Raw genomic sequence first — 26642 nt, 5'->3', positions numbered from 1 at the left:
AATTTTGAGAAAATCCCTTAAAAAAGAACCTGTAGAAATGTATGAGAGCTTGAAGTAAATAAGAGCTTGAAGTAAATAGCTACGACTACGCCGTTATCTGGATATCAATCAAATATTTAGAACAAGACAGATCAACGTTGATTTGAAAAAAGAATCAAGTGCCCGGAGCGTGACTCGAACACGCGACCTCCAGATGTCTCAGGAGATTAACGACGCCTCATATAAAAGTCCCTATGAGTCTGGCGCCCCAACCGACTAGGCTATCCGGGCTTGCAACACACAAATGTACAAAGATATATTAAAGGGTAACGATCGGAAGATGGAAAAACCGGAGGTTTTCGTAAATATTTTAATAAAGTACACGACCTGAAAATGGGAGAAACGAATATACCGGTTATTTGAGGATATGAAAGACATCTGTCGTCCATCAATAATAAGTTGATATTTCTCTAGGAAATCTTCCCACTTAAGCTCTGCACATCATTTTCCGCGTTGTTACATTAAAATTTCCTTCCCATGTGTAAGTTAAGAGATGTGTAAGTTAAGAGAACAGATGCGGTTAAGCAAAAGTACTCAAAGAATAAATATCAACCAGCTAATGGTGCATGACCAAAATAAACAATAAATTGAAAAATAAGCTGAAAAAATTAAAAGAAAAAAAGGATAAAAAGGCTTTATCCTCTCTTGAAAAATAGATCAGTATCCTGTTGCTTCTGCGAGCTGCTTGATCAGAGAACTATCAGCAATATTTCCGGTAACTACCAATACATAGTTTCCATTGCTCCAGATATAGGAATATCTGGGAACCTCTGTTCCTGCGCTTACGACGTGATCTGTAATTCTCACAGCTGAATGCCCATTAAATGACTCTTCGACAAAACGGGAGCCTTCTGTTAAGGGTACAAAGGAAGATTTGTATGCATCGATCAGATTATTTGTAGCCTCAGGCTTCTGAAGCTCGATTACATCCACATAGATGTCAGAATCGTTGTATTTGTACAGCCCTTCGGACCCTCCAACAACTTCAGAAACATTATCTGCATTGTAATCGATTCTGATATCACTCGAATTGAGAGGGATAGATGCAACGTATTCAAAACCTGCAGGAAGGTTTTCAATCTCGCTAATATCAGCCGCACCTTCATCAGAATTTACATTTGCTTCCGAGCTACTTGAATCTGTTCCACTGCTACCTGACTCTGTTCCACTGCTACTTGACTTTGTTCCACTAACTGTGGATTTGTCAAGCGCACTGATATTAGCCGCACTTTCAGCAGGAGTTACATTTGCTTCCGTGCTACTCGTTTCTGTTCCATTAACTGCGGGCGTGTTAAGCTCGCTAATATTAGCCGCACTTTCAGCAGGAGTTACATTTGCTTCCGAGTCATTCGACTCGGTTCCATTAACTGCGGACTTATTATCACCCACGCAGCCTGAAAACGCGATCATTAAAACTGCAAGTGCAGATATTAAAGCCATCATTTTTTTCATAGTCTTCACCTTATCTGTAAGTCCTGAAAAATAACCGTAAGGTTTAAAGAATCAGGATTTCAGAGTTGAAAGAATCGCTTGAATTAAGAAATACACAAATAAAAAGCTATCTGCAAAAAGAAATTCAAAAAAGAATTGAAAAGAGAAAAGGGTTAGAAAAACCCTTCACTCAGAAATTTAGTTGTTTCTCCTGACAAGGTAGACAACTGCAAGAAGTCCAACAAGTCCGAAGACAAATCCGAAGCCTGGAGTACCTTTCTCAGTTCCGGTGTCGTTTGTAGCCGGAGTTTCTCCTTCAACAGGGGTCTCTCCTGGAGTTGATTCGTTGTCGACCGGAGTTTCGGTTGTTGTGTTGTCATCAATGGTGTTGTTGTCATCTACAACCGGTTCGGTGATGTTGCCAGAGGTATTGTTACCTGGGGCTATGGTTTCGTTTCCGAGAGTCTTCTCAACGAATGGGTAGTACCTGAGTTCACTGGCAGGAGTGTCAGCAATCTTGAAGGACATGCCCTGGCCGATTGTCTCATCGGAGTCTCTGGTCAGAGTGAAGGTGTCTTCATTGCTGATCCTGAGGGAGTTACCGTTGATGGAAACATCGTTGAGTTCGCCGAATTCATCGTCAGATTCGATAGTCATGGCGTTTGCGTAGTCAATGAGCCAGAGACCTTCGATCTGGGCAATGCTGTCGACTGCACCCTGGAAGACCTGGTTGACATGGACTTTCAGGACAACAACATCGTCTTCATCCTGAATGTCATCGAGTTCGACGTCCCAGTTGCCACCACTGTTGTTACCTGTACCGACTGAGATGATCTCGTCATCTACGAATTCTCCGTCCTTGTTGAACTGGAGCCAGACTTTCTCACCGTCAACATCGACCTGCTTGGCTTCAAGAGTGTAGCCCTGGCCGAGGTCAAGAGTTTCGCCGGTTCTGATAGTGTACTTGTCGTCACTGTCGAGAATCAGTTTTGCGAGTTTGTCAGCGCTGTTGGCTTTCAGTGGGATGTATTCTTCTGCAAAGAAGCCAATAACTGGATACTGGTCCCAGCCTGCAGCTGCGTTATCGTACTCGTAGTCAACGTTCTTAACGGCGGTCTGATAGACAAGGCCACCATCAGGAATTACATTTCCGTTAAGTCCAGAGACACTGAGAGATTCTGTTTGGACATTGTCATTGATGTCGTAGTAGAAGCCTGCAAAGCTAGTTGCGTCCCAGCTAGCGTCACCGGAGGCAACCTGTCCTCTGATCTGATAGGTTCCAGGTTCTGTGATTTGCTTCATGAGATAGAACCTGAGTACATTGGAAGATGTGTCAGCTGTCTTGAAGAACATGCCCTGAGCGATCTCCTCTTCGGAGTCTCTGGTCAGAGTGAATGTGTCTTCATTGCTGATGGTAAGGGTGTCACCGTTGATGGAAACATCGTTGAGTTCGCCGAATTCATCGTCAGATTCGATAGTCATGGCATTTCCGTAGTCAATGAGCCAGAGACCTTCAATCTGAGCAATGCTGTCGACTGCACCCTGGAAGACCTGGTTAACATGGACTTTCAGGACAACAACATCGTCTTCATCCTGGATGTCATCGAGTTCGACGTCCCAGGTGCTGTCACCGTTTCCAACCTCGATGATTTCGTCATCTACGAATTCTCCGTCCTTGTTGAACTGGAGCCAGACTTTTTCACCGTCAACATCGACCTGCTTGGCTTCAAGAGTGTAGCCCTGACCGAGGTCAAGAGTTTCGCCGGTTCTGATAGTGTACTTGTCGTCGCTGTCAAGAACGAGCTTTGCGAGTTTGTCAGCTTTGGTAGGTTTAAGCGGGATGTATTTGTCTGCGAAGAAACCCATCAAGCTGTAGTTGTCCCAGCCGGCAGCTGCATTTTCATATTCGTATGCAACCTGCTGAATCTTGGTTTGGTAAACGAGACCGCCTTCTCCAATAACGTTGTCCTTAGTTCCAGGAACATCCTTAATGGAAAGAGTTTCAGTTGTCACGTTGTCATCAATGTCGTAATAGAATGCTGCAAATTGGGTAGCACCGATTGTAAGGGTACCGTTATCACCCAGAATAGACTCGATATTAGAGCCATTGTACACAGGGCCGCGGATCTCAACTGCGTCTGGTGTAGTTGCGGCGGATGCAACTACAGTCAGAAGCATGAGAGCAGCCAGTGTTACTGCTAAAAATCTCTTCATTTTATTGTTTCCTCCATGTTTATTAAGATATGTCGTATGTAAGAAGAAGTGTCGGGATCAACACTTAAAGGGTTTCACCATTCTTCACCAAATCAGACATTAAGATTTCGTCGATTGCCGAAGAGGATTTCATTCCCTCCTTATCCCTCTAAATTGGATTACAAGTGTTCTATAAAATAATTGCCTTATTAAATCTTTTGTGGTCTATTTCAGGGAAATTAAGGAGGAAAAGCGCAAAACAACGATACAAATGACGGTAAATGTCGAAAGAGCTCAGGCAGAGTATTCGAAAGAAGTTAATGTAAAAGATAAATTAGAAATACTTATAAAATACAATGAAAAAAAGATAGTATAATTATAAAGCGTCCATTTAAATAATTTCAGACAATACTGAGTTTAAAAATGCATTAAGTAAAATTAATATTTATCGTAGTTATGCAATTTATTTGAACCATAAATCTTCCAGTATCTGCATACGACGTCAAATTATTCAGGCCAATTTTATTAATATGTATTTAAAGAAGTGAGGGGATATAAAGTTGCATGCATGCTCTATGGGAGAAGAGCACCTATAAAGACACTGGTTTTGAAAGGAGCAACAAAAAATTAGAGTGTGTTTTCAAAACATTTTAAACAATTATAGTGAGTACTTATACTATTTTTATAATAACATTTGAAAATGGGCTGTTTTAAATTATTTGCAGGAGAAACCTGATAATATTAGAAATTGACGATATAAAAGAAGAAATATAAAAAAGAGTGTTATGTAATAGAAGTAAGAAATTAAAAAAAGCAGACAGGTGCGACACATTAAGGATATACTAAGGAACTAAATCAGATCATATTTTATATCTTAATAATATAATATAGATCTAAAAATACGAAGGAATTTGCTTTGGAATGTCAAAATGTTATTCAGGATGTCATCTGCAGGATAAAAGCTATTAAAGGCGTAGAAGAGACATATGTTTTGAGTGGAGAAGACAAAGAAAAAGTGATAGATCTTGAAAAAAAAGCAGCGGGTGCAGTACTCATGGGCCTTGGTGTAGGAGATAATCAGGGAATTAAGGAAGTCTTCAAACGCCAGATAGTAATAGCCTTTACGACCAGCATGAACTATGTCTGGCCTGAAGGGCCCAATGTAGTACTCATGCAGTTTGGGGAAAAGGTCGGTGAAGATGTTTATGATCCCGAGAAACTCGAAGAGTGTAAAAAATGCAAGGATATGATGGTTATGGGAAACTTTGTAATTTACAGAAACTCAGTACCCAAACCAAAGGACGCAAAGAAAGAACCCATCACTGTCGTTCTCCCTCCCCGGAAATGTCCGGAAGTAGAATGTGCAAAGGGGGTGGCCAATGTTGTGCTCGCATCCCCTTCTACTCCCTCGGATGAGTACATCAGGTCTGTAATGGGCCTTAAGCCGGAAATAGGACTCGGAACTTTTATCATCGGGTTCGATCTCTGCTAAGCAGGTCAGAAATGTGAAAACGTGTAGATTTAAAATAAAGCATATTGAGTATGATGGTACTGGCTGCCATTACACCGGGCATTATATTGTATATTACCTAATTACTTAATTACTTATTATTATATATTACCGATAAGATTAAAGAACACGGCTTTTGAAAAAGCCGAAAACAATCTTTTTTAAAATAGTCTGGGAAATTGAATTATAATTAATGACGGCTTTAAAAAGAAAAATCCGGGTGTCCAGAAACCGGAAAGACGGAACTTGAGATGAAAGAAGATAATTATAATAGGGCCTGCAGGGAAGTCCTTGAAAAAGTACTGGCAGGCGAAATAGAAAACGAAGACCAGTTAAATAAAGCAAAAAAAAATGTAAGCAAGCATTATCATCTAGCCAGCTTGCCCAGGAACGGGGATATCATAGTACAGGGCGCACCCGAAGAGCAGACTGCAGTTAAAGAGTTTTTGAGGCGAAAACCCGTAAGAACGATTTCCGGAGTTGCGGTAATTGCTGTAATGACCTCTCCTACTCCATGCCCTCATGGGGTTTGTCTACCCTGTCCTGGAGGCCCTAACTCCACTTTCAAGTCACCCCAAAGTTACATGGGAAGAGAACCTGCAGCCATGAGAGCTATCCAGCATGAGTTCGACCCCTACGCCCAAGTTGGATCCAGGCTCTCCCAGCTTAAACAAATCGGCCACGAAATAGAGAAAGTAGAACTGATAGTTATGGGGGGCACATTTTCCGCACGCTGTCTCGATTATCAAGAATGGTTTATCAAACGCTGCCTTGAAGCAATGAACGATTTCACTGGTAAGGAGTGGAGGGAAAGCGCCTGGAAAATCGGGAAATCTTTACCTTATATTCCTCTTGAAGAGGTACAAAAAGCCAACGAAAAAGTTGAGATTCGCAATGTAGGAATTACGTTCGAAACACGTCCGGATTGGGCAGAAGAAAAACATGTGGATGAATTCCTCAGGCTGGGAGGAACAAAGGTAGAGCTTGGGGTTCAAAGTGTCTACGACTTTGTGCTCACCCGTATGCAAAGAGGACATGGCGTTGCAGAAATTGTCAGGGCTAATCAAGTATTAAGAGACAGCGCATTCAAGGTTGGGTTCCATATGATGCCTCATTTGCCCGGGGCTGATTCGAAACTGGACCTTAAAGGTTTCAAAAAGCTCTTTGAAGATCCCCGCTTCATGCCTGATTATCTCAAGATTTATCCGACCCTTGTAACTGAAGGAACACCTCTATACAGGCTCTGGGAAACAGGAAAATATGAGGCTCTTTCTGACGAAGAGGCATCGGAACTTATTGCGGACATAAAGGCAGTCCTGCCTAAGTGGGTAAGACTTCAGCGTATCCAACGCGATATTCCCGCTCACCAGATATTTGCAGGGGTCCGAAAGAGTAATCTTAGACAGCTTGCAGAAGAAAAACTGAGAGAAAAGGGAGGGAAGTGCCGCTGTATACGCTGCAGGGAAGTAGGACATACTAGCCTCAAAGGGAGGAAAATAAATGAAAAAGACATCGAGCTGACTGTAGAGACATATGAAGCGTGCGGAGGCACAGAATATTTCATTGCATTTGAAGACCTTGCTGCAGATGTCCTGATAGGGTTTACACGCCTACGTTTCCCCGCCACCCCTCACCGTCCGGAACTTCGTGATGCAGCCCTGATAAGAGAGCTGCACGTTTATGGCTCCATGGTGCCCATAGGAAAAGGGGCAACGCAAAAAGAATGGCAGCATAGAGGATACGGAAAGGAACTTCTGGAATATGCAGAGAAAATAGCACATGAATGTGGCTACCGTAAACTTGCCGTTATTAGCGGAATAGGAGCCAGAGAATACTATCGGAAATTCGGGTATGATCTGGATAATATGTATATGTCAAAAGTTTTGAAAGATTAAGACTTATGACTTTGAGTCAGATCATTAACTTTAATTTAAAATAATCTCAAATCAGTAGTATACGCGACAGAAGAATGCATCGAATTCAGAGAAAATAAAAAAGTCCATTGGTAGATTGTATCGTTATTGGACTAACTCAGGTTTAAACTTAGAGAAGGAGACAAATAAGTAAAAGAAAACATTATATGTAATTATTCAACCGAGGTAAAACAACATCAATAGTCTCAATAGTCACCTTTTTTGAAATTCAACTGAATCTTTCAATTAGCTAATTTATTTAAATTGTAGGTTTTAGATTACTCTTTTTATTTTTTCATCAGTTTGTAGTTGAACTTATCCGTTACATCAAAATCAATATCCTTCAACTGATTTTTGATAGGCTAAATAGTTATTTTAATTTTTGAGCTCAGCCCAAAACCAATTTTTCCTACATCAAATGAGAGTTTTTAGAACTATTTTCATGATCAGAAACTCTGTTAATTATTTAGAATACGGGATTCATAGAAGCAATTTTGAGTTTTGGATCAGCTCAATAAGAAGTATTAATAAAAGTGCCAAATTTAATTCAGGTAAACTGCTTTTCACAATTCCGAAAAAAAATAAGCCGTGAAGAGAAAAGCTTTCTGAATTTGAGGGTTTATAACCCAAAGGAAAACGGAGATAGTAAAAGCTAATGCTATCTATAATTTAACTTTAGAAAATAAAAGTTCCGAATAAGAACAAAAATGAACAAATTTCATAAAAAATTAAATACTATACGCCCTTAACATAACAAAAAACCTAAAGTATAAACATTAGGTTTTGAAAAATTAATTGTGAACTCTAGAATTTTAGAATTAATCTCTAAAATAAAATGATTTAGGGCTTGCGCATTTGAAGTACAAAATCAAGCATATTCGACGTTATAACTGGTGTAGTGTGTTATACAGTTAGAGGTTTAATGCTATTGATTTCTCAGTTCAAGCGGGTAAGTTCTATGATTAAAACTTTAGAGATAATAAATCTAAACAAATTTAGAAATAAATAAAGAAGTAAAACCGATATAAGTAAAACCGATATAAATTAGACTATAAAAAACTTAAATTAAATTTGAAAAACATGTAAAAATGTTGAGGAGTCTATAAAAAATCTAAAAATCCTAAAAAGGCTCCAAAAGAACCCTAAAAATATTAAAAAACCCCGAAGAGGCTCTGACGAAGTTATTAAGAAACCCTGAAGAGACTCTGAAGAATTCTAAAAAAACCCTAAAGAAACCCTAAAAGGCTCTAAAGCACCCTGAAATACCTGGAACGAACGGTGATAAAAGTGAAGATTAGAGTTGTAAGTTCAAAAGAAGAAATAGACACTTTAAAGCTTGATGAGGAAATTGTCCATCTTGCATTCAGACCATCCAACAAGGACATTTTTAAGCTCATCCTGAAGTGTCCAGAGGTAAAAGCGATCCATATCCCGAGCTCATACAAGAAAACAATTTCCAGTTCTGCACAGATGTATCTTTCCATGCAGAACATTGCTTTACTTGAGGGCGATGTATGGGGCCACAGAAAAGATATAAATGAATACTCCGAAGTTTCCCAGCACGTTTTTGACCGCATACAGGAACTAAAAGAAGAAGGCCTTTCCGACGAAGACACCGTCGAAAAGCTTGTGAGAGAAACGAGACTCAGTCCGGATTTCGTAGGTTTCATTATATCAAATTAAAAAAATTTGTACCTGCCGATCAGACATTGATCGGCATTTATTTTAATATAAATATGCTGTTCAAACTCATTATGCTGTTCAAACTCATTATACTATTCAAACTCATTATACTGTTCAAACTCTTTTTTGACTTTCGGGTAAACACCTTGAGATAGATTTCTCATACTTTCATAAAGGAAATCATATTTTCAGAGTAAAACCTTCTAAGAACGTCTCATAGATTATGGACGCTAGTCTGCTTATCAATAGAAACTTATTCAGGTTGACAGATTCACTCCTGTCCATCTGAGGCAAAAATGACACTCTGTTCTGAGTAAAAGGCTTAAGTAAAATAGAGAAAACATTAAACAGGATTTCATGACCGATTTTGAACGCGTGCTTGTAAACTCATTTAACGCATACATTGAAGAAAATGGAGTAAGAGCTATCTCCTACAGGCTTAAGCAGCACAGGTTCACTTCCCAGTTCCTTGATGTGCTTGTAGATTCTCTTAATCCGGATTTATACCTGGGAATAGAATGCAAAAGTATCTCAGTGGACAAAGGGGCAAAAGCACTTTATTTCACTCAGCATTTTACTGTGGACAAAAAAGGAATTCATCAGATAGAAAGGATTTCGGACTACCTGAATAGATCAGGAAGACGGGGATTTCTGGCTGTGGAACTTCGCCTGGGAGCAGGGCACGGCAGGGAAGCATATATGGTTCCCTGGAAAGAGCTTGAGAAAAAATACCTTACTCAGAATCTCAAACTCACATTACAGGAAATCCGGAGTTTTCCTGAAATAAAAAGAGATGGAAAAGATTACATGGTCAATCCTAGGGAATGGGACAGAAAAGAAAGCCGGGAAGAAAGCAGTTAAATTGAGACAAGTCGAAAATATTGGAGAGAATAATGTCTAAGACAATGGAAGCACTTCAGAAAGAAGCGGCCAGGTGTGCCGAAGAAATCAAAAAACATAAATCAGTCCACGTTGTATCCCATATTGATGCTGACGGGCTGACTTCTGCGGGGATTATATGTACCGCTCTTGAGCGGGGAGATTTCGAATATACGACACGTTTCGTAAAGCAGCTTGATGAAAAAGCCCTTGACATTATCGCAGATGAAAACCATGATATTGTCATTTTTACGGATCTGGGAAGTGGGATGTGCGAACAGATAAAATCTCGCGGTATCCATGCTGTGATCTCAGACCACCATCAACCTCAAGGAATTCATAAATTTCACCTCAACCCCCACCTTTTCGGGGCAAACGGCTCCTATGAACTGAGCGGCTCGGGAAGCACTTATCTGCTGGCTTCGGCTCTTGGAAAAAATCGGGACCTTTCTTCTCTAGCCATAGTAGGGGCAGTCGGAGACATGCAGCACCTGAAAATGGGGCAGCTTGTCGGGATAAACAAGGAAATTCTGGAAGAAGGAGTAAAAGAAGGCACTCTCGAGTTCAAAAAGGACCTAACTTTATTCGGGAAGCAAACTCGCCCGATTTATAAATTGATTCAGTATTCCTCAGACCCTTATCTTCCTGGACTTACGGGAGACGAAGAAGCCTGCATTGAATTTATTCATTCCCTTAACATTCGCTTCAGCCGGGATGAACGCTCGAGGCGCTGGATTGACCTTGAGACCCCGGAAAAACAGAAAATAGTCTCAGGGCTTATGCAGTATTGCCTGAAATCAGGGATACCTTCGTACAAGATCGAGCGCCTGATAAGTGAGGTTTACGTCCTTCTAAAAGAAAGGGAAGGCACGGAAATGAGAGACGCTTCAGAATTTTCTACCCTTCTTAACGCCACTGCACGCTACGATCATGCGGAAATCGGACTTGCAGTCTGTATGGGGAATAGAGAAGAAGCTTATGAAGATGCCCGCAAGTTACTTGCCGAACACAGGCAGAACCTCGTTAACGGGCTCATGTATGTTAAAGAAAGAGGGGTTATTCAGCTGGAAAATATCCAGTACTTTGACGCAGGTTCGGAAATAAAAGAAACTATTGTAGGAATTATTGCAGGAATGAGTTCTACAATAGTTGAGAACAGAAACCTCCCCATTATTGCTTTTGCAAAAGCCGATCAAGGAATTAAAGTCTCAGCCAGGGGGACACAGGACCTGATCCGCAGGGGAGTTAACCTCTCTGAAGCCATGTCGATGGTCTCGGCAGAAGTTGGAGGTGCAGGCGGTGGGCACGATATTGCGGCAGGAGCGACTATCCCTGAGAATAAAAAAGAAGAATTTGCCAGAAAACTGGATCTGTTTATAGGAGATCAGCTACGGAGAAAGGTACATTCAGGATGAGGAAGCCAGCCTTCGGAAGGATACCCCGAAAAGCTGAACTGGAGTGGAGATAAAGGATGCAGGAAAACAAGTAAATTTGAGAATAGGATTATATCGTGAACTTTAAACCAGATCTTCAATCCTGCTCATTTCTTTAAATGAAATTAACCTTGACATTGCGCTGGTGTCTATCGAGATCCCATATTCCTGCACAACCGCCATAGGATTTGTCCCTCCTATGACGACTATTCCGAGATGATCTCTCTCGATGGGAACATCCAGAACCCGTGTATTCGGTTCTCCGACTTCCAGAATTCCACTGAAGCCCGCATCTAGAAGGTCAGAAAGACAACTTTCAATCTCGTCTCTTGCAACCATAGGAGCTTCCCTGAGATTTGCAAGAATCTTGCCTGAACCCGTTCGGAGCATTTCCGAGACAGAAGTGATACCCTGAGACATCAAGACTTCAAGGGGATCTACGGTCGTACTTACATAGGTCAGCACATCAGTAAAGCGTACCGGAACTCCGTTTCGGATCTGAACAACTCCGCCAAGTTTGGGATTTACAGGAATCCCTGCCTTGAGCAATACGCCGTCAATCGTTATGCTGCACACGGTCCCGATACCTACCTTCCCCTTTTCAATAGTCAGGTTTCCGGTAGATTCTCCTTCGGAAATTATTTTCACGTAAGGAGTCACTGAAAGTCCGCTTGAAATTACCATTTTAAATATTCCAAGAACGTCGTCCAGATCTTTTTTGTCAATAAGTGAGAGATTAAGTATGACATCTCCGTCCATTTTTTTTGGATCAAATGTAGTCCTGTACATGAGATCCTTTATTCTGGACGATGTAAACTGAATACGGTATCCATTTTTTTGCATTTCAACCCTCCAGTAGTTGAAGGTATTTATACCTATTATAGGTTATGTATTAAGTTGCCAAAATATATTCTTTGAGCTCTTATCTGCCCTGGTGTTGGGGCCTACTTTAAAAAATATATAAAAGATTGGAAGTCAGGATTTTCCAGAGAGAACTGCATAAAAAGAAAAAATCAAGCACAGAACATTTAATCTGGAAGATAACTAAGACCTTTTTTTCAGAGCACTCCTGTTAAAAATCCCATGGAATCCTGTGGGGATGTCAAAAATCTGAGTTTTTCAGCTTTGTGTATAAGCTCATACATATTTTCTCCAGAACCCAGCCCGAAGGCATCAGAGGTCATAGGTTTAAGATAGCGGATAGATGGGATATGCCTGTAGAGAGGGTTTTTGGCAAAGCCATCCTTGAGAAGGAAGTAGGAAGCTCCAGAAAGTCTTTTAATAGGCTCATAAACAGAGGAAAAATCCCGGCAAACCCAATTTGCCATTTCAAGGGTCTTTTCAGAAGCGTTTATGGTCACATGTCCGTATCCGGGAGGAACAACCACTAAATCTCCTTTTTCCGCTGTGATGACTGCGACATCCAGAACAATATCTTCCTCTCCATATTTCACTTTTTGGAGGAGATAGGTAGCAGAACCTTCGATTACCTGATAAATCTCAGGATAAGAGATATCTGTCCCTGGAACTCGCGGATGGTAGTGACCTACGGTTTTGGTATATTCTGATCCAAGCATTCCGGGAGGAATTACGGTAATATCATATCTCAGGTGATGGGTTTTAATTGCTTCAAGATCAGCGACGCTTTTCGCAAGGTCCCGAAACATGTAATACATGTCTCTATTTCTAGCCTTTATTTTTTCAAACCATTTCCTATCAAACACTACGCCTTCCATATCAGGGAGTTTTCTTACATCTGCCACAGTGACTTTATCCCCGAACTTCAGTGTTACTTCCATTGAATTTTCCATTGAATTTTCCATTGAATTTCCCTTTCCTACCAGAGCATATAGATAATATTCAAATTACAGACAACAGATTGCCAGAAGACTGGCAATGTATCACTAAGGCCAAATACCAGAAACAATAATATAAGTATATAAACTATTTGACGGAGATATACATCCATTGTTTGATATTTTTACCTCTTGTAAATTCCGAACCTGGAAGATCCTACCTCTCAAGCCTTCAGAGCTTTTTCAACCATTTTAGGGTAAGTAAGCTCTATAATAGTTTTCAGATTTACAATATCTTCGTTATTATATTTAATGAGGGTGTCCAGAGCCTCCCGGTTTCCTCTCTCATATTTTTTCCAAAGCCTGACAGCATCAAACCCTGTCAGGCCTTCGGTACCGTCACTCCGGGAGATCCCAAGTAGCTTTTCGATATTTTTTAGGCCCCCGTTATATCCTATTCGCCTTAGAGGGTACATGAGGTCTATATGGAGCTGTTTGAATTCGATTTCTGGAAATTCGGACTTTATGAAGGGGAGATCAAAACGAGCACCGTTGAAGGATACAAGCAGCTTGTATTTTGAGAATTCTTCCACAATATCATCAAGGTTAATATCCTTTATATATGTCTTTGACTCTATTCCGTCATAGATTCCGACGAGGGTTATTTTATCCCGAGACTTCGAAAGTCCTGTTGTTTCAATGTCCACGAATGCGACAGAATCTGAAAATAGGGGATAGGTTCTCCAGTGTTCTGCAGAAGGAAGACGTTGTGAAAAAAAGCAGTGATCTCTTGCTGCCAGGTGCTCAGAAGATTTCTTTATCTCTTCACAAATTCGGGCTTTTCGGGATGAAGGTATCGAGATCCTATCTTCTATCTCAAGGAATTCTTCCCATGTGTGTATTCCTTGAGCCCAGATTCTTTGTTCAAGGCTCTTTCCTACACCCGGAATATGAATATATGTATTATTCAGCATGTTTTCCCTGCACCATTGGGAGTAATATTTAATAAAAATACTGCATGAGATCTGAAAGTATTCAAAAGAAGAAACAACTAATTAAATATAAATAGATAATTCCGTAAAAGGAAACAATAACCCTAATACGATTTAGTTCGAGCAGAATTTAACAAACAAAAAAAGGATTGATAAATTGTATTATAAACGGTTCTCGGGGAAGTTTCCATCCCCTCAGCAAGCTGCGGGGTATTCGACTAAAGTAATAAAAACCACATTACAGGATAAACTTTTAAAGCTGGAAGTTCAAAAATGATCATAAAATAAATTATTTGATGCAGGTGTGCAATTAATGGCTAAAATTTCCGTAATTGGTGCAGGAAACGTAGGAGCAACTACAGTCCAGCGGTTAGCTGAACTTGAACTTGGCGAAATTGTCATGACAGATATTGTGGAAGGGCTACCACAAGGGAAAGCCCTGGATCTAATGCAGGCAGGGGCTATAAAGGGTTACGACACGTCAATAATTGGGAGCAATGATTATGCAGATATCGCAGACTCTGCTCTCGTAATTATTACAGCAGGAATTGCTAGAAAACCTGGAATGAGCCGGGAAGATCTGATCAAAACAAACTCCAAAATAATAACAGATGTTTCCAAAAATATTGCAAAGTATGCTCCAGAATCCATAATAATGAATATAACAAATCCACTTGATATTATAACCTACGTAGCTATGAAATCAACAGGCTTTGAGACAACGAAAGTATTCGGAATGAGTGGAGTTCTGGATTCAGGGCGTTTTGCAAGTTTTATTGCAGAAGAACTGAAATGCTCGAAAAAAGATATACAAGCAATGGTCATAGGGGGTCACGGCGATCTTATGGTGCCTCTCCCTCAATATACGACAGTATCAGGAATTCCACTCACGGATCTGCTTTCAGATGATAAGATCGCCAGGCTGGTGGAGAGAACAGTAAACGGAGGAGCCGAAATTGTGGAGCTCCTTAAACAGGGAAGTGCTTTTTATGCCCCATCGGCAGCAATTGTCTCCATGGCGGAAGCCGTGATTAAAGACTCAAAGAGAGTGCTGCCTGCGTCTGCTTATCTGGAAGGGCAATACGGGCAGGAAGGTATCTACTTCGGTGTGCCTGTGAAGCTTGGGGCATCTGGAGTAGAAGAAATTCTTGAACTCAAACTCGATGAAAACCAGTACGAAATCCTCAGAAAATCCTCACAAGCTATTCTGAAGGTAATTTCACAGCTGGAAGTATAAAAATATAAACTAATATGCAAAAATAAGTAAATTAGAATAAAAAGAAAGGGTATATAACGGACTAAAAAGTTCTGCTCATAGGTAATTTCGAAATTAACCTGTGAGTCAGAAAAATTCACAAAGAGTAATAATTTAAATTCTGAATAGTTATAGGATAATAGTAAATAAAGATGTTCTTTTTGAGCAAATCAGAGCGAAAAACTTAATGCGACTAAAGCTGCCTTTTCTACATAAAATATTGGATAAGAATTTAAGAAAGCTAAACTACCTTTACCTCTCGCTAACTTAAATAAGAAGATTTATTATAATAACTGACTGAAAAATCCGTTTTTACCTGAAAATATGATACAAAACTAATAATTAGATATAAGTCAGTAAAGAGTAAGATATGTAAGATATATAAGTATGTTTTTCATATAAGGTTAAGAGAAAGATTAAAATTAATTTACAAAGCAGGGATATAATGCGCGCAGAACTTACATCGCTTTTTGGTTTAAACATATACACAAACACTGGTGTTTATGTAGGGAAGTTGCAGGACCTCGTGATTGATGTAGAGGAACAGAAAATTACCGGACTTGCTGTTTCGGATATTAACAGGGAACTTTTTGACCTGAGTAGCAGAGGCGTAATTATTCCTTACCGATGGGTTATAACGGCAGCAGATATCATTATAGTAAGAGACGTCATCCAGAGATACAAGAAGAGGAAAGAGGATTAAAAAAATCTCGAAAGGTACATGAGAAACCGGGAAATCTATGCTGAAATGCGCTGTATCCCTCCTGTGGTTGTGCGCGCTGACGGTAGGAATTTTAAAAATGCGCTTTCGGGCCTGGGAGTTAAAAAACCCTATGATAAAGCCTTCGCCCGGGCAATAGCGGATACTACTGAGCTTTTTATTAAGAAAAGTGGTTTAAGCCCTCTCTATGCCTACACTTTTTCGGATGAAATCAGTTTTCTCTTCATGGAACTTTCTTTTAAAGGGAGATTGGAAAAAATTGACTCAATCGTAGCAAGCTTTCTGGGAAGCGCACTTACGATAAATCTGCGGCTTAAAAAACTTGTGGCTTTTGATTCCAGAATAGTTGCTCTTCAAAGAGAGGATATCCCTGCGTATTTTCACTGGAGGCGGCCTGAAGCCTGGCGCAATTTTGTGGCAGCCTGGGGTTATTATACCCTGAAGGTGGAAGGAATGGATAAAGATGAGGCTTCGAAACACCTTAAAGGAAAAAAGAATGGGAAATCCACGAAATGCTTTTTGAGAGAGGAATCGACCTTGTGACACTCCCTGCCTGGCAGAGGAGGGAAATTATTATTTATACAGAGAAATATGAAATTTCTGGCTTTAATCCCGTACTTGGTAAAGAGATGAAATATCTACGCAGAAAAGTCATCCAGAACTAGGAAATTCCTAATTTTAAATCAGAAGAAGGTATGGCGCTTTTAGAGAAACTTATTAATAGAAATTAAGTTTTTGAGAGTAAGAAAAGGAAAGGAATGTAGAGGCAATGGACAGACTCGAACTTATAAAAAGAAATGTTCAGGAAATTGTAACCGAAAGAGAACTTGAAGAACTTCTTAACAAAAAAGAAGCTCCCCGTGCCTATGTAGGATACGAACCAAGCGGGAAAATCCATATGGGACACGTTCTTACAGTAAACAAACTGATCGATTTGCAAAAAGCCGGATTCAAAATTACTGTCCTGCTTGCAGATGTACATGCTTATCTCAATAGAAAGGGCACACTTGAAGAGGTCCGAAAGACTGCGGATTATAACAGACGCTGCTTTATTGCCCTCGGGCTTGATGAAGAAGAGACCGATTTTGTTTATGGGTCAGACTACCAGCTGGGAGCAGAGTATATGTTAAATGTTCTCAAACTTTCGAGGACAGTGACTCTTAACAGGGCACGCAGGAGCATGGACGAAGTTGGACGTGCTATGGATGACCCAACCGTCTCCCAAATGGTATATCCCCTTATGCAGGCTGTTGATATTGCCATGCTCGGAGTTGATGTCGCGGTTGGAGGCATTGACCAGAGGAAAATTCATATGCTTGCCCGTGAAAACTTAAAGAGCCTCGGATTCGAGACACCGACTTGCATTCACACTCCGATTCTCCTAGGATTAGATGGGACCAAGATGGCTTCTTCAAAAGATAATTTCATATCAGTGGACGATAATGAAGAAGAAATATACAGAAAATTTAAGAAAGCCTTCTGCAAGATAGGAGATACGGAAGAAAATTCGATCCTGGCTTTATTCCGCTACCACATATTCCCCAGATACGAAACAGTTGTTATCGAGAGGTCTGAAAAATTCGGTGGAAATGTAACATACACCAGTTACGCAGAGATGGAAAGTGCTTTTGTAGCAGAAAGCATACACCCTATGGACCTGAAAAATTCAGCCGCAAAATACATAAATGAGATTCTGGACCCTGTCCGAAAGGTCCTTCTTTAATTATGGAGATGGCCGGGAAGGGCCCGGTCACTTCAGAGAAAGTATAAGTAAAAGGCGTATCTTCGCGTAAGAAAACAGACTTTTTTTGAAAATTGAGGAAGACCGTGGATAAAATATTATATAGCTATAGGTCATAGAATATTTGAAAGGTTGTTAAGCTATCCAGGGTGCTTTTATGAAATATATTTACCAGGACTCTACGGAACTACCTGTACAGCGGGATTTCATTGAGGATCTGAAAACATTTTTAGATATAACTTCCAGAGTAATCCCTCTGGAAAATTCCATAATCGAAATAAAGTGCAAGCATAAAGAAGCACTCAACGAATTGAACAGTAGAATAGACGGAATGAATAATTTTGAAGAGAAGCTAGACATATTGCTTAGAAAATTAGTAAATGAAATTGATGTTGAGGATGTAATACCCTGCGCCAATGCAATCCTGCAAACCTGCAGTGAGAACCTCGGGAAAAAAAAGGAAGTCCTCGAAGCCGAGTATACAAAAGTAGAAAACGGAACTTCTCATGAGTACAAAAAATTTGAGGGAAGAATACTTGAAGCTCTTACCAGGTTTTTAATCTCGGGAGTTTACGGAGCTGAAAAAAGATTTGAACTTTTCAGCACTACAGGCAGTATTTCAGGAGAAATGGAAGGGTGGGTCTCGGGGCTACAGTATCATTACAGACTCGGGTTTACAGAAGAAGCCCTGACAGTAGAAAAGCTTCTTGGAAACTTAAGCCTGCCAGGCTGGACACGGACAGGCATCCTGAGGAAAGAAGAAAAAATAAAAATGCAGGATCTATCCGAGTTTCTTGTAAGCTTCCTGGAATACGACACCCAGAAAAGCATTCGCATAACCCTTGAAAACAAAAAAGCAAACCGAAAGTTCAGGATTGAAGGCGGAGAGCACAGATATTTTGTATATGAGGATGATAGGGAAATTACCGCCGATAAAGAACTTGAAGCTTTTATAGATATGGAAAACCTGGCAGGAATTCCGGAAAAAGTCCAGGCTTATTTCAAGACGAATATCCGCATTTATACCCTTTCGAAAGTCCTCCTTGACGAAGAGGATGCAGTCTCCACCAACCAGATTTTTGATTGCCTAAAAGTAATTGCCGAGCAGTATGGTGTGATTGTTCAGGAGTGCCTGGCAAAAGGACACAATAAAGAAGAAATAACTATCAAAATAGAAGAAGCTGATGGAACAAGGACTGAAAAATATATAACAAGGGCCGAAATTTACACTCAGCTTGCAGAAGTGGGAAGTGAGGGTATCGAGATTGCCGGAATACTTGGTGTAGATAACAAAATTCAAATCAAAGACAGAAAATACCTGATTGTCTAAACTTTTCTTGCATTGTATTTTTACTTTTGAGATTTATGTGTTATTTTTTGTAGATATTACTTTATGAAATTTGCGTGTTATAATTCACTTTTTTATTGATTTTATCTTGTTTTTACACTGCAATTTTTCAATATTTCGGCTTAAGTTATTCAAAAATGATCCAGGAAAATTATTTAGAAAAAATATAAATGTTTATATAGAGGATTTTATCACTAAATCATAAAAATCGAAGCCTTGAATAAGAAAACCGGCATAAAAAAATAGAAATTTAGTTATAGAGAACTGACTACAGGGAATAGAACAGAGATTTTTTTATATGGAGAATAAAATGGGATATATAAAAAGAAAAATGGGATTAAATAGTGTTTACCCTACCGGACAACTTTAGGAAAGAATCTGAATTAAGAGACTTGAACATTAAATAGAAAACATTAAAAATTTATACAGCAAGGATTTTGCGTGGAGTACGATTATATCAATAAGCTACTGACGTACCGGAAATTTCGGTTTACGGCTGTAGGGGTGGAGGCTGATAAAAATGAAAGCCTATTTTTTTAGTTCCGCAATTTCTGTATTATTGATACTGCTAATAATTTCTGGGATGATCCCAGGCATGGCATCTGCTGCAGATGGAGAAAACACGGATCCCGTAGATCCAACTAATGATCTGATAATTGAGGATATTTCGTGTAATCCACAGAATCCAGAACCCGGACAAGCTGTGACCATTACAATAACAATAACAAACCAGGGAACCGGAGTCTCGGAGCCGACAGACGCAACGTGCAAAATCGGGAAAGCAGACCCAGAAACTATACCAGTACCAAAGATAGATCCGGAAACCAGCTTGTTAGTCTCATTTACTTGGGTTCCGAATAAAGAGGGCACAGTAAAGATAACGGCAACTGTGGAAGGCAGCAAAAAAACGATTAAAGTGTTAGTGGCAAAAAAAACATCTTCGAATCTCACAATAGAAAGCCTCTCGGCGGTCCCTGAAAATCCGAAGCCTGATAGCGAGGTAACTGTTAATGCATTAGTCAAGAATATGGGAACTGAAACCTCAGAGCCGACAGACTTAACGTATAAAATAGGGAAAGCAGACCCAGAAACTATACCAGTACCAAAAATAGATCCGGAAGCCAGCTCATTGGTTTCGTTTACTTGGGTTCCAGATAAAGAAGGCACAGTAAAGATAACGGCAACTGTGGAAGACAGCAAAAAAACGATTAAAGTGTTAGTGGCAAAAAAAACATCTTCGAATCTCACAATAAAAAGCCTCTCGACGGTCCCTGAAAATCCGAAGCCTGATAGCAAGGTAACTGTTAATGCATTAATCAAGAACGTGGGAACTGAAACCTCAGAGCCAACGTATATAATATATACAATAGGTGAAGTGGAGCAAAAAGAAGAAGTCCCGAGCATTGAAGGGGGATCAGAAACTTCAGTTTCTCACATTTGGAAGACATCTGATAAAGAAGAAACTGTAATAATAAAAGCATCTTTAGAAAACGTAGAGGACAGTCAGAAAAAAATTTCGGTAGTAGTAGCAGGGGAGCCACTTCCGGACCTAATAATTGAAGACATATATCCAGAATCATCGACACAACCTGAAATCGGAAAGCCTTTGAACTTTATCCTGAAAATAAAGAATCAGGGAGAAGCAACTGCCAATAGTAGTATTGCAAAATACAGTATTAACGGAGCTTCAGGAGGAGAAATCCCTATCCCCGAACTTTCAATAGGGTCGAGTACAAATGCAGGCTTTTCGCTGACTCCTGAAGATGAAGAAAGTATAAGTGTAACAGTGCTCGCAGATTCCGGGTGGACAGTTAGTGAAAGTAATGAAAACAATAACGAATTCTCAAAAGTCATAGACATAAATCATACGTTTCCGGATCTGAGAATAGAATCGATTTCTCTGAATCCTGACGAGCCACATCCTGGGGAAAATGTAACTTTTACAGTAACAGTGAATAATATTGGTTCTGCAGCGCTGGAGAGCAGCGAAATTAAGTACTATATCAATGGGACAAATGAAAATTACGCCGGGGTAATACCTGTACCAGCACTTGCAGCAGGTGAAACCAAAGTAGGCACTTTCTTCTGGACTCCTGGAAATGAAGGGCAAATAGAAGTAAAAACAATCGTAGATGCCGGAAGTGTCATATCCGAAAGTGATGAAACCAATAATGAACTCACAAAAACCGCAACCGTCTCTAAAGAAACTGTTTCAAGCGGAAGCGGAGGAGGCGGAAGTTCCGGTTCCTCGAGCAGCAGTGCAGGAGACGGAAGTTCCGGTTCCTCGAGCAGCAGTGCAGGAAGCGGCAGTACTTCTAAAGAGCCAGTAAGCAATATAGATGCCAAGGAACTTTCCACAAGGCATATTGTAAGTGGTTATCACGCCAAGTTTGATTTTGTGGAAAATGCCACATGCATTATAAATGTCGAATTTGATCCGAAAAAGACATTTAAGAGGACAACGACAATTGTAGAAGTACTCAAAAATAAATCTGTTTTTGTCCCAGAACTCCCCCCTGGAAGGATATATAAACATGTGAATATCTGGGTAGGGGATAATGGAGCAGGACTTCCTGCATCTTTAAAAAATGGATTAATAGAGTTTAAAGTTGAAAAAGCATGGATTGAAGAGAATAATATAAATCAATCTCTGATAACTCTTCAATGGTACGATAAAGGCTGGCAGCCTCTCTACACCAAAAAAGTTAGAGAAGACAAGAATTACGTTTATTTTAAATCGGAAACGCCTGGTTTCTCCTGCTTTGCAATAACCAAATATACCGCAGATGAGGAAAACAAACCGCAAGCTAGGGGACAAGAAAAAATAAAGGAAACTTCGGGAATTTTGGGCGATGAAGAAAAAACGGGCATCTTTGAAGGAAACACAGGCGTGGGCGGCGTAATCAAAAACCCTATGGGAAAGGCAAAAATACTTATGGCGATTTCTCTGCCCCTGTTTTTGATCTTTGTAGAATTCTTTGTGTTGAAGAAAAAGATCTAAAAAGATTTACTTTTTCTTCATAACTCTATTTTTCTGGAATTCAAAGTAGTGAAAAGCAAAGTTTTTGCCGGGTAATTCAGGCTCTCCACCATTTGGCTCACGACTTTTTTATGTTTTTTTTTGAATACCCAGAGCGATACTTTTTCAGAATTACAAACATGTGTTAGCTGAAAGTTCTATAATCAGTCAGGCAAACAGATTATTCCATAACCGGATCTTTTTCAGGCGTTAAATTTGGAAGTGAAACTACACGGTCAGGAAACCCTGTTTTCAGCCAGGATGGCCCCAATTACCGAGCCAATTATACCTAGAACAGCGGTATGAGCTACGATAACTATTGTTATTATAAATACAGAAGCTGCTACGAATCCTCCGAGAACAGGAGCACTTCTAAGTATCGATCCAAGGATTTCTCCAAAAAGAAAACCCGGAATAATCATGAAAACGGTCATCAGAACCCCGGATTCAAGGCCTCCTCCAAAACCTCCGTCTGCATAGTAGCCTCCCAGAATGCCTCCCAGCAGAGGAGCTATAACATTTACACCCGGAATGAAATAGAAAATAAAAGTACAGACCATACCTATCAGTGCGCCAACTAAGACTCTAGCCATCATTTACACCCCCGATCTTGAAGTAAACACAAATCGCATTTATTATAATAAATTTAATTAAATTATCCTTATATATAGTTGAGCGTTCCACACCTTACTTTCTGGGAGAAAAAGAATTCTTTTTGGACCCCCCAAACTTTCTACCGAACTTAAACCTCGAACAGGCGTAATCATTCTTAAGCTTGAGTCCCAGAAGCGTGAAGGCGAGTACAAAGGAAATACTGTTTGCAGCTACCAGTGCGAGATCTCTCACAAGTATACCATGAAGCACCCATAGAAGCATGCCTGAAGTAGAGCAAAGCAGCATCATAAGAGATACGTCTTTCGTGGATTTCGTTGTAAGGGCCATTAGAAGTTGAGGGGCAAAAGCTATAGTTGTCAGCGCACCTGCGATATAACCGATCATGTAGATCTCACTCCTGATAAATATAAAAGTTGATAAAGTATTTACAGCTAACTCGTTTCGCTTCCCGAGTTTCGCTTCCCGAGTTTCGCTTCCCGAATTGCGCTTCGGGATCACAGGAAATCGGAGATTTTCTGGGAGTTTCACTTGCAGTGAAACAGCACGCGGTCAGTTTCACTCGCTTTGCTCGCTCAAGCGGACTAATTCTCCGTTTTGTCAGATAAGGGAGTCTTATACATCGTAATAATTTTACAATTGAAGCTGTGGATTAAGAAAAACAGAACCCTGATATAAGTGTATCCCCTAAAACTCTACAGGGATATAATATGACAGAAAACTGCCTTTTTTGCAAAATAATAGCAGGGAAAATTCCTTCAAATAAGATATATGAAAACGATGACATTGTTGCATTTCTTGACGTTTACCCGGCAAGCGAAGGGCATACCCTGGTGGTTCCTAAAAAACATTTCAGTAACTTTACGGCTATGGATGCAGAAAGTGTTGCCTCTCTTTTTGAAGTTGCAAAGAAAATTACCGCTGCAGTGGAGAAGGCAACTTCGGCAGAAGGATCCAATATTGGTATCAATAATGGAGAAGCTGCTGGCCAGGAAATTCCTCATGTGCATATACATATTATTCCCAGGAGGAAAGGAGACGGCGGGAGAGGAATAAAATCAATAGTATGGACTGAGCCTGGTACTACCAATCTGGAAGAACTTGCAGAAAAGATTAGGAGAGCACTTTGAGAAGAAAAACCGTCCCTAATAAGGATAGAGGTAAATTCCCGGATAATATTTTCAATCCGAAACGATAATATATTTTTTGGAATATAATGAATTTAGGGAAATGTAGCAGGCAGAACTGTTGTCAGAACTCTCCCGTTTCTCTTACTTTGGGGGGTAAGAATAATGGCAGAAATGGAATAAATGTCCGCGGGCAGACATGCCCGGTCCCGCTGATAGAGTGCAGAAAAGCATTCAAGAAAGACTCTCCGGGGGATCTTGTTATTGTGAAGGGTATGCATCAGGCATCAAAGAAAGAGATTCCTATGGCCTGCAAGGCAATGGGACTCGAAGTGTTGGGAATTAAAGATAAAGAAGATGGGAAAGAGTGGGAGATAAAGATCTGGAGATGAGCCGGGAAAAGAGAAGAAATGGGGGAAAAGACGGTTATCGTCCTGCATAGCGGCGATATGGACAAAGTATACAGTGCGCTTATAATCGGGAACGGAGCCCTGGAAATAGGCATGGAAGCCTCCATATACTGTACCTTCTGGGGGTTAATGCGCTTGAAGAAAGGAGAGCTTGAAAAAGGCCACTGTCCAAGACGAATATGCTGGGACTTGGCAGGCTGATGGTCAAACAAAGGAGGGACAAAGCCAATGTTGCCCCGCTTGAAAGGCTGATGTAAGGGATGCGAATATAACTCTATTTATCTGAGTCTTGAAGAGCTTTTGGAGTTCGAGTTGTCACAATAAAGCAGATTTTTTCCATACTCGGACCTGTTTTCGACTCTGAATCTGTTATACTCAACTAATATGCCCAGCTAAATTACTATAGGATTTTAATCCAAAAAATTCTCAGGATTTAAGGGGAACTCTGAGATTTTAACTATAAAATTTAGGATTTTATTATCTGATATGGGGAGGGAGAAGAATATTTGAGAATATGATTTATCTTGACAATGCTGCATGCACCCGACTGGATGAGCAGGTACTTGAAGCAATGAAACCTTATTTTTTTGATACTTATGCAGTAGCGACATCTGAATTTGGCTATTCCATGGGTATCGACGCAAAAGAAGGACTTGAACGAGCCCGTGAAGGCATAGCTTCAAAACTCGGCGCAAACTCAGAGGAAATTATATTCACTTCAAGTGACACGGAATCAAGCAACACTGCACTTAAAGGAGTCGCATGGGCTCTTAAGGAAAAAAAAGGCAAGCATATTGTCGTCTTGAATATTGAAGATTTCCCTGTACTGAATACGGCAAAGGCTCTCCAGAAACAGGGCTTCGACGTAACTTTCCTGGATGTGGATGCAGAGGGATTTGCAGACCTTGAAGGACTAAAAAAAGTAATTACAAAAGAAACAGTTCTTGTCTCGATCCAGCAAGGAAACCAGGAAATAGGAACTGTCCAGGATCTTAAGGTTATCTCAGAAATCTGTGAAGAAAAAGATGTGCTCCTGCATACGGATGCTACGCATAGTTTTACCCGGCTTCCCCTCAATGTGAAGGAAATTCCTGTAGACCTGATTACTGTGTCTGCTCACACGATTCATGGCCCAAGGGGAATAGGGGCTCTCTATATCCGGAAAAATACTCCAATAAATAAATTCATGGACGGAGGTTTTCAGGAGTTCAACATGAGGGCAGGGGTAGAAAATATTCCCGGAGCCGTAGGCTTCGCAAAAGCTGTGGACCTTGTAACCGAAGAAGAAACCAGAAAGATTGAAGCCATGAGAGATCGGGTAATTGAGAAAGCCCTTTCCGAGATTTCTGATGTTACCCTCAACGGAAGCCGGGAAAAGCGCCTGCCTCAAAATGCAAATCTAACTTTCCATTATGTAGAAGGCGAATCTGTAACTTTGCATATGGACATGAAGGGTTTTGCAGTGAGCACGGGTTCAGCCTGTTTTAGCCGCTCTCTTGAAGCCAGTCACGTTATCAGGGGTATTGGGGGAGACCATGAGAGAGCACACGGTTCGGTACGCTTTACTTTCGGGCGCTATAACCGTATGGAAGATGCTGATGCGGCAATTGACGCCATGAATGAGATCGTGACAAGGCTCAGGGAAATAAGCCCCCTTGCAAGGAAATGAACGGAAAAAGGTGGAAAGATAACACAAGGGGAAACAGGATAAAAGAAGAATAGGAGAAGAAAGCTAGAGATTGAGAGAGCCGGATAAAAGAAGAACAGGAAAAGAAAGCTAGAGATTGAGAGAAAGGTGAGACTATGAAGTTTCCTTACAGTGAAAAAGTGCTGGAACATTTCAGAAACCCGCACAATGTGGGAAAGATAGAGAATCCTGACGGAAAAGGCCTTGAAGGAAGCCCGGCCTGCGGAGATATGGTCGCGGTTTATATTAAGGTCAATCCCGAAACGAAGATTCTTGAGGATATAAAATTCGAATCTTACGGCTGTGCTTCAAATATTGCCACAGCCTCGGTTATAACAGACCTTGCACGCGGAAAGACCCTTGATGAGGCAAAGAAAATAACCTGGAAACAAGCTTCTGAAGAACTTGGGGGACTTCCCCCGATCAAAGCCCACTGCTCCGTACTTGCAGTTGAGGGTCTGCGTGCCGCAATCAAGGACTATGAGGAAAAACACGGGCTTGTAACCGAAAAAGAGCCTACAACCGAAGAAGTTGTCAGGCAAAGGTTAAAGCACGTCATGAACCCTCTTACCGGCCTTGATATCATCCGCACGAACATTATTCTTAAAACAAGTGTTGAAGCCGGAGTAGTGAGGGTAGTTATAGACCTGCCTGCAGACCACCAGTTTGCGTCCGCAATAAAAGAAGATATTACGGAAAAGTTGGGGTCTTTGTGGGATGTGGAAAGGGTAGACGTAGTGTTTACAGCATGATGAAAATAAGAATATATATGAAAAAAGAATAAAATTCAGTACTAAGGAGGGATATGAAAAATAGGCATTGTTAACTAAACAGAGTTAACTCTTTATTTCTG

Annotated in this window: 22 protein-coding genes, 1 tRNA gene and 1 pseudogene; 16 read left to right on the top strand and 8 right to left on the bottom strand. The window is 40.5% G+C overall.

Translation table 11 applies throughout. The features are described from left to right. Positions 1–159: 159 nt before the first annotated feature. The 3 genes from RG963_RS11955 to RG963_RS11945 all read right to left on the bottom strand — a co-directional run bounded on the left by RG963_RS11955 (position 160) and on the right by RG963_RS11945 (position 3684). A tRNA-Met gene (locus tag RG963_RS11955) sits at positions 160–270 on the bottom strand. Between the two features lie 426 nt (positions 271–696). After that, a complete protein-coding gene (locus RG963_RS11950; protein ID WP_310576508.1) occupies positions 697–1491 on the bottom strand; it encodes a hypothetical protein in 795 nt (264 codons plus the stop codon). 177 nt (positions 1492–1668) lie between these two features. Beyond that, a complete protein-coding gene (locus RG963_RS11945) occupies positions 1669–3684 on the bottom strand; it encodes an S-layer protein domain-containing protein (protein ID WP_310576507.1) in 2016 nt (671 codons plus the stop codon). Between the two features lie 895 nt (positions 3685–4579). On the opposite strand from RG963_RS11945, the gene RG963_RS11940 reads away from it, so the two are divergent. From RG963_RS11940 to RG963_RS11920, 5 genes are all read left to right on the top strand, one after another. After that, positions 4580–5155 carry a hypothetical protein gene (locus tag RG963_RS11940; RefSeq protein ID WP_310576506.1) on the top strand — a complete coding sequence of 192 codons (576 nt, stop codon included), beginning with the start codon at positions 4580–4582 and terminating at the stop codon, positions 5153–5155. Between the two features lie 269 nt (positions 5156–5424). Then, positions 5425–7068, top strand: coding sequence for a tRNA uridine(34) 5-carboxymethylaminomethyl modification radical SAM/GNAT enzyme Elp3 (locus RG963_RS11935; protein WP_310576505.1), 1644 nt, complete (start codon positions 5425–5427; stop codon positions 7066–7068). 1305 nt (positions 7069–8373) lie between these two features. Then, a complete protein-coding gene (locus RG963_RS11930; RefSeq protein ID WP_310576504.1) occupies positions 8374–8769 on the top strand; it encodes a DUF1699 family protein in 396 nt (131 codons plus the stop codon). Between the two features lie 357 nt (positions 8770–9126). Continuing rightward, a complete protein-coding gene (locus tag RG963_RS11925; RefSeq protein WP_310576503.1) occupies positions 9127–9630 on the top strand; it encodes a hypothetical protein in 504 nt (167 codons plus the stop codon). Between the two features lie 32 nt (positions 9631–9662). Continuing rightward, positions 9663–11063 carry a DHH family phosphoesterase gene (locus tag RG963_RS11920; RefSeq protein WP_310576502.1) on the top strand — a complete coding sequence of 467 codons (1401 nt, stop codon included), beginning with the start codon at positions 9663–9665 and terminating at the stop codon, positions 11061–11063. Positions 11064–11165: 102 nt separating this feature from the next. Here RG963_RS11920 and nrpRII read toward each other — a convergent pair whose 3' ends face one another. From nrpRII to RG963_RS11905, 3 genes are all read right to left on the bottom strand, one after another. Beyond that, positions 11166–11924, bottom strand: a complete 759-nt coding sequence (nrpRII, locus tag RG963_RS11915; RefSeq protein ID WP_310576501.1) for a global nitrogen regulator NrpRII — start codon at positions 11922–11924, stop codon at positions 11166–11168. A gap of 215 nt (positions 11925–12139) precedes the next feature. Then, positions 12140–12880: a glucose-6-phosphate isomerase family protein gene (locus RG963_RS11910; RefSeq protein ID WP_310576509.1), complete on the bottom strand. Its 741-nt coding sequence runs from the start codon at positions 12878–12880 to the stop codon at positions 12140–12142. A 221-nt stretch (positions 12881–13101) separates the two neighbouring features. Continuing rightward, a complete protein-coding gene (locus RG963_RS11905) occupies positions 13102–13851 on the bottom strand; it encodes a ribonuclease H-like domain-containing protein (protein WP_310576500.1) in 750 nt (249 codons plus the stop codon). A 331-nt stretch (positions 13852–14182) separates the two neighbouring features. Here RG963_RS11905 and mdh point away from each other — a divergent pair, with 331 nt between their 5' ends. The 6 genes from mdh to RG963_RS11875 all read left to right on the top strand — a co-directional run bounded on the left by mdh (position 14183) and on the right by RG963_RS11875 (position 21935). Further along, complete coding sequence (gene mdh, locus RG963_RS11900) at positions 14183–15106, top strand: malate dehydrogenase (RefSeq protein WP_310576499.1); 924 nt, start codon at positions 14183–14185, stop codon at positions 15104–15106. Positions 15107–15569: 463 nt separating this feature from the next. Next, positions 15570–15827, top strand: coding sequence for a PRC-barrel domain-containing protein (locus RG963_RS11895; protein ID WP_310576498.1), 258 nt, complete (start codon positions 15570–15572; stop codon positions 15825–15827). Positions 15828–15845: 18 nt separating this feature from the next. Continuing rightward, on the top strand, positions 15846–16388 hold the full coding sequence (locus RG963_RS11890; protein WP_310576497.1) for a tRNA(His) guanylyltransferase Thg1 family protein: 543 nt from the start codon (positions 15846–15848) through the stop codon (positions 16386–16388). Between the two features lie 226 nt (positions 16389–16614). Then, complete coding sequence (locus RG963_RS11885) at positions 16615–17568, top strand: tyrosine--tRNA ligase (protein ID WP_310576496.1); 954 nt, start codon at positions 16615–16617, stop codon at positions 17566–17568. 175 nt (positions 17569–17743) lie between these two features. After that, positions 17744–18916, top strand: a complete 1173-nt coding sequence (locus tag RG963_RS11880; RefSeq protein ID WP_310576495.1) for a chromosome segregation ATPase — start codon at positions 17744–17746, stop codon at positions 18914–18916. 538 nt (positions 18917–19454) lie between these two features. Then, a complete protein-coding gene (locus RG963_RS11875) occupies positions 19455–21935 on the top strand; it encodes a CARDB domain-containing protein (protein WP_310576494.1) in 2481 nt (826 codons plus the stop codon). Positions 21936–22189: 254 nt separating this feature from the next. Here RG963_RS11875 and RG963_RS11870 read toward each other — a convergent pair whose 3' ends face one another. Further along, positions 22190–22549: a DUF5518 domain-containing protein gene (locus RG963_RS11870; RefSeq protein WP_310576493.1), complete on the bottom strand. Its 360-nt coding sequence runs from the start codon at positions 22547–22549 to the stop codon at positions 22190–22192. 91 nt (positions 22550–22640) lie between these two features. Beyond that, positions 22641–23096, bottom strand: a complete 456-nt coding sequence (locus RG963_RS11865) for a SemiSWEET family sugar transporter (protein WP_310576492.1) — start codon at positions 23094–23096, stop codon at positions 22641–22643. Between the two features lie 179 nt (positions 23097–23275). Here RG963_RS11865 and RG963_RS11860 point away from each other — a divergent pair, with 179 nt between their 5' ends. From RG963_RS11860 to RG963_RS11840, 5 genes and pseudogenes are all read left to right on the top strand, one after another. Next, positions 23276–23695 (top strand): HIT family protein, encoded by a 420-nt coding sequence (locus tag RG963_RS11860; protein WP_310576491.1) that lies wholly within the window; start codon positions 23276–23278, stop codon positions 23693–23695. 86 nt (positions 23696–23781) lie between these two features. Next, a complete protein-coding gene (locus RG963_RS11855) occupies positions 23782–24084 on the top strand; it encodes a sulfurtransferase TusA family protein (RefSeq protein ID WP_310576490.1) in 303 nt (100 codons plus the stop codon). An 18-nt stretch (positions 24085–24102) separates the two neighbouring features. After that, positions 24103–24356 (top strand): annotated as a pseudogene (locus tag RG963_RS11850) (DsrE/DsrF/DrsH-like family protein); the annotation flags it as partial. 260 nt (positions 24357–24616) lie between these two features. Then, the gene (locus RG963_RS11845) at positions 24617–25771 is read left to right on the top strand and encodes a cysteine desulfurase family protein (protein ID WP_310576489.1); all 1155 of its coding nucleotides are present in this window, start codon (positions 24617–24619) and stop codon (positions 25769–25771) included. A gap of 134 nt (positions 25772–25905) precedes the next feature. Then, a complete protein-coding gene (locus tag RG963_RS11840; RefSeq protein WP_310576488.1) occupies positions 25906–26541 on the top strand; it encodes an iron-sulfur cluster assembly scaffold protein in 636 nt (211 codons plus the stop codon). The last annotated feature ends 101 nt before the right edge of the window (positions 26542–26642 follow it).

Source organism: Methanosarcina baikalica, from assembly GCF_031461075.1.
Lineage (GTDB): Archaea > Halobacteriota > Methanosarcinia > Methanosarcinales > Methanosarcinaceae > Methanosarcina > Methanosarcina baikalica.
The sequence above is the reverse complement of the archived record's forward strand: the minus strand, read 5'-3'. Positions and strand labels throughout refer to the sequence as shown.